The sequence below is a fragment of the Paractinoplanes rhizophilus genome, assembly GCF_042664765.1.
Classification (GTDB): Bacteria; Actinomycetota; Actinomycetes; order Mycobacteriales; family Micromonosporaceae; genus Actinoplanes; species Actinoplanes rhizophilus.
The window spans coordinates 1-3,543 of record NZ_JBHTBJ010000091.1; the positions used below are offsets into that span (position 1 = coordinate 1).

The window sequence follows — 3,543 nt, forward strand, 5'->3', positions numbered from 1 at the left end:
TCCGGGTGCGGGGGCAGCAACGGCTGCACGAGACACCACAACGACTCCGGGCAGTACTTCTCCACATCACTCACGCCCGTACAACGAATGATGTTGGAACTCAACAACCCCTAATGAGATGCGGTCTAAGGGGATAGTCCATGATGACGTCGTTGCCGGCGGAGGCGAGCGCGGCCACGGTCCGGTGGTAGCCGAGCCGGGTTCTTGTGAGCATCGCGGTGATCTCCGCGTCGTCGAGCACGCGCGTGTGAACTGTCGAGCGCATAGCGCCTATCGCGTCAACGGGAACAAGGAACCATGGGTCCGGCAGCAGCGGGAGAAGTGCCCGGCCGATACTGCTCTTTCCCGAGCTGGAAGCGCCGTTGAGCAGCAGAATCCGCCCCCTTCGATCTGCCATCACGAGGAAACCGTAGCGCCCGGGACTGGCGGCGGGACGGCCACATCAGCCCCAACACTGCCGTGACGCTCCGCAGCGACCGGTTCGCGGCAAACCCGCGTATTCGACTACCTCTGCTGGCATGGGTGGGGACGACGCGTTCTGGTGGGTCCGGCACCATGATCGTTGTGATGTCGTGGAGTACTCGGGCGTGGTGGCTGGTCGGCCCGATCGTCGGGATGGCATTGGGATCCGTCGATTCGATCGTCAATCACGTGCCCGTGCTGCTCGGTGAGGTCGGCATTGCCCGTGCTGAGCGAGGTGGCTGGTCGCAGGCGGCGGAGTTCGGCAGTCTGATTCTGGATGCCGGGTGGGCTTGGGCCGCGGCGGCAGTACTGGTGGGTTGGCTGGTCAGCCAACACGCAACAACTCGGCAGACGTCCGGGCTGTGGCGCAGCGCTGCGGCAGGTGGCTCCGCGCTGATCTTCGCCACTGCCGCCTACTACGGCACGGACCTGCTGTTCGACGGGGGCGGCTGGTGGGGCATGGCGACTCGGTACTGGCTGGTCGGCAGTGCATTGCTCGGTCCGCCGCTCGGCCTCGCCGGTGCGCTGACCCGCCGTCCCGGTCCGGTGGGGAAGGTGGCTACGCTCGTCGTGCCTGCGGGCGCCGCCTTGCAGATGGCGCTATTGCCTCCGCCGCCGGACAGCCGCATGACGCAGCCGGTGCGGTACAGCGTGTGGATCGCGGCCGTCCTCGTCACTGCCGTGGTGACCGCCCACCGGGGCCGGCGCCGCAACGCCGTTCCCTCCCCAACCGATCCGCTGGGCGGCTGAGCTGCCCACGACGCACTGCCACGACGGGGTCACGACCGAGCATTCACGGTGGCAAATGAGTATGGTCAGCGAAGCCACATCTTGCCGTCGCGTAGACGCTCGATCATCCATCGCGAGTAGCCGCTCGCCTGAACAACGCGCTCGATCTGAGCTGACCGTGCGTGGTGGGGAAGGATCTGGCCGATAAGCCGCGCGATAGCGTCGCGGGTATCGGCCAGCTCTGCCGTCATGAGACGTTCGAGTTTCCCAAGGCGCTCGAGCTCTTCGTACCGCCAGTCAGCCGGTCGCTCATCGGCATCGGACACGGCAAAGATGCTATGGCTAAGGTCACCTAACTGTCGTCAGCATTTCGCGCCCAGGCCATGACTGGGCGGGTCACGCAACCGGAATACTACTCAGAGTGACGGCTCGGAGGCATCCGTACGCTGTCGGCGACAATCAGAACACCTGATCATTACGGTGAAGCGCGTGGAGCACACGGGCGCACAGGACGAACCAGGCCTCGGGTCCAGGTGACAGCGCCTCACCACGAACGAAAGGAAGTCGTCAGCGACGAGTTGGTCCTCACCACCGTCGTGAAAGTGGAACCAGATCGCATCGCGGCAGCGCCCACCAGTGACTTGGAAGCCCCAATGGTCGCCGGAACCAACCGGCGCCACGGCCACGAAGCGTCGATCTGGAAATTCTCGGTCGTTCACCGTCCACAGATCATCCTCCTGCCCCTCCGGCTCGGCGACGATCGGCAACAAGTCGACGAAGCCGAACATGCCGCCGCCGTAGCGCATCATGAACGCCTTGTACGCCTCCGGGAGGAGGACCCCCATCCGCCGTTCGACGCTCGCGATCTCGTCAAGGATGGCGGTCGGCCCTCGATCAGCGCGAAGCCGTACTTGGCTTCCGAGGTCGCCGACTTCTGCCGCAATGGTTCCGCCAGCAGGTCGAACGCAGGAAGATCCACGGAGGCAGCCTATGCCTCAGCGGCGCGCTTCCGACGGCCGCAGGTGCAAGCCCGTACCGCGATCATCTCGAGTGACGGCCGCGCGCATTTCGGCGGCAGATCCGGACGGGCTGCGGAGGAAGCGGGAGTGCACTGCTGCGGCGGCGGTCTGGGCGTTCATTGCGTAGCCGATTAGGGCCACGTCGCGTGGCCGGCCCGGCGCGGGATAAAGAAGGGCCATGGCCAAGTACGAAGTGAACGAGGCAGCGCTGCAACGAGCCCGACAGCTCATCGCCTCGAAGCAGTACGTGCTGGACAGCGACTGGGGCGATGTGCAGCCACGCGCCGACACCGAGAACGCGTTCCTCGACAAACATTCCTGGGACGAGTACGCGTCCTGGTACCTCGGCCTGACCGACGGCGCTTCGGCCGAGACCAAGGCCCGGTACGCCTTCGCCTATGGCGACCTGCGCCGCCTGCACCGCAGCGGCCTGATCGCCTGCGTCTACCGCGCTGCGGAGTGGCGCCACAAGGCCATCGAACTGGCCGCCCACAACCTCCTCCAGGAACTGGACGCGGCGGCCGGCATCAAGTGATCCACTCGACCACCTGGCTCGGGAAACGGCTATCTCCCCGCGAGCGTTGTCTGCGGCGCAAGAGTGTGCTTGATTTTGAAGAACTTCGGCGGGTGTCACCTTTTCCAGCGCTGCCGGCAGCGGCGCACGTCCTCTGCGGCGCCGCTAGGAAGGGACGAGCCACCCTGGCATGATCGCTTCCTGAGTGAGCAGTTCAAGAAGCGCTTCTTGGTCCTGCACGACTACGGCATGGGCGGTTTGTGGTGGTGATTCACGCCCGTTCTGAGTGGGAAATCGCGCAGACGTTCGCAGAGGTGGAGGTCATCACGGATCCAGAGGCGTTGACCCGGTTCCCCGATGGCGAGCTGGCCGAAGTCGACATCGATTCCGCGTTCATGCCGGCCGGTCTGGACGGCCTGCGTGAACAGCGGCGTGCCCAGCGCGATCGCCCCGGTTTCGGCCCTTGCCGGACGCGAGGCCGTCTTCCTGCGGCGTCCATGGGACGAGGCAGACGAGACCGAGCCGCAGATCTACTGCGAGCACCTCGGGCCCGACGGGCGCCGGCTGCGACAGGTCGAGATTTACGCCGACAGCACCGCGGTCCGGACTCGTCCTGAACACTGGCCGTTCAACCCGCCGAATGATCTTTACGATCCTGACCTGGTGCAGTGGGAGATCGGTGCGCAGTATTTCGGTTCTTCGAAGTTAAGCGGGGTGCGTTGACGATCCGCCCCGGAGATGTGGGCTCGCAGCCCTTCGGTGATCATCTGAGTGTCGAGTTCGGATGGTCACAAGTGAAGAGCTGCGAGCATGGTCAAC

At 65.2% G+C, this 3,543-nt stretch carries 6 protein-coding genes; 3 read left to right on the forward strand and 3 right to left on the reverse strand.

Annotated elements, in window-relative coordinates; genetic code table 11:
* Nucleotides 1–100: 100 nt before the first annotated feature.
* Nucleotides 101–397: a phosphotransferase-like protein gene (locus ACFQS1_RS40180; RefSeq protein WP_378978285.1), complete on the reverse strand. Its 297-nt coding sequence runs from the start codon at nucleotides 395–397 to the stop codon at nucleotides 101–103.
* A 158-nt stretch (nucleotides 398–555) separates the two neighbouring features.
* Between ACFQS1_RS40180 and ACFQS1_RS40185 the strand changes: the two genes are divergently transcribed.
* On the forward strand, nucleotides 556–1,212 hold the full coding sequence (locus tag ACFQS1_RS40185; RefSeq protein ID WP_378978275.1) for a DUF6518 family protein: 657 nt from the start codon (nucleotides 556–558) through the stop codon (nucleotides 1,210–1,212).
* Nucleotides 1,213–1,277: 65 nt separating this feature from the next.
* On the opposite strand, the gene ACFQS1_RS40190 is transcribed toward ACFQS1_RS40185, so the two are convergent.
* Entirely contained in the window at nucleotides 1,278–1,517 is a 240-nt protein-coding gene (locus ACFQS1_RS40190; RefSeq protein ID WP_378978277.1) for a hypothetical protein, read from the reverse strand.
* 90 nt (nucleotides 1,518–1,607) lie between these two features.
* Nucleotides 1,608–2,036 (reverse strand): SMI1/KNR4 family protein, encoded by a 429-nt coding sequence (locus ACFQS1_RS40195; RefSeq protein ID WP_378978279.1) that lies wholly within the window; start codon nucleotides 2,034–2,036, stop codon nucleotides 1,608–1,610.
* A 352-nt stretch (nucleotides 2,037–2,388) separates the two neighbouring features.
* Here ACFQS1_RS40195 and ACFQS1_RS40200 point away from each other — a divergent pair, with 352 nt between their 5' ends.
* Together ACFQS1_RS40200 and ACFQS1_RS40205 are read left to right on the forward strand one after the other, a co-directional pair.
* Nucleotides 2,389–2,745, forward strand: a complete 357-nt coding sequence (locus tag ACFQS1_RS40200; protein ID WP_378978281.1) for a hypothetical protein — start codon at nucleotides 2,389–2,391, stop codon at nucleotides 2,743–2,745.
* Nucleotides 2,746–3,081: 336 nt separating this feature from the next.
* Nucleotides 3,082–3,447: a hypothetical protein gene (locus tag ACFQS1_RS40205; protein WP_378978283.1), complete on the forward strand. Its 366-nt coding sequence runs from the start codon at nucleotides 3,082–3,084 to the stop codon at nucleotides 3,445–3,447.
* The last annotated feature ends 96 nt before the right edge of the window (nucleotides 3,448–3,543 follow it).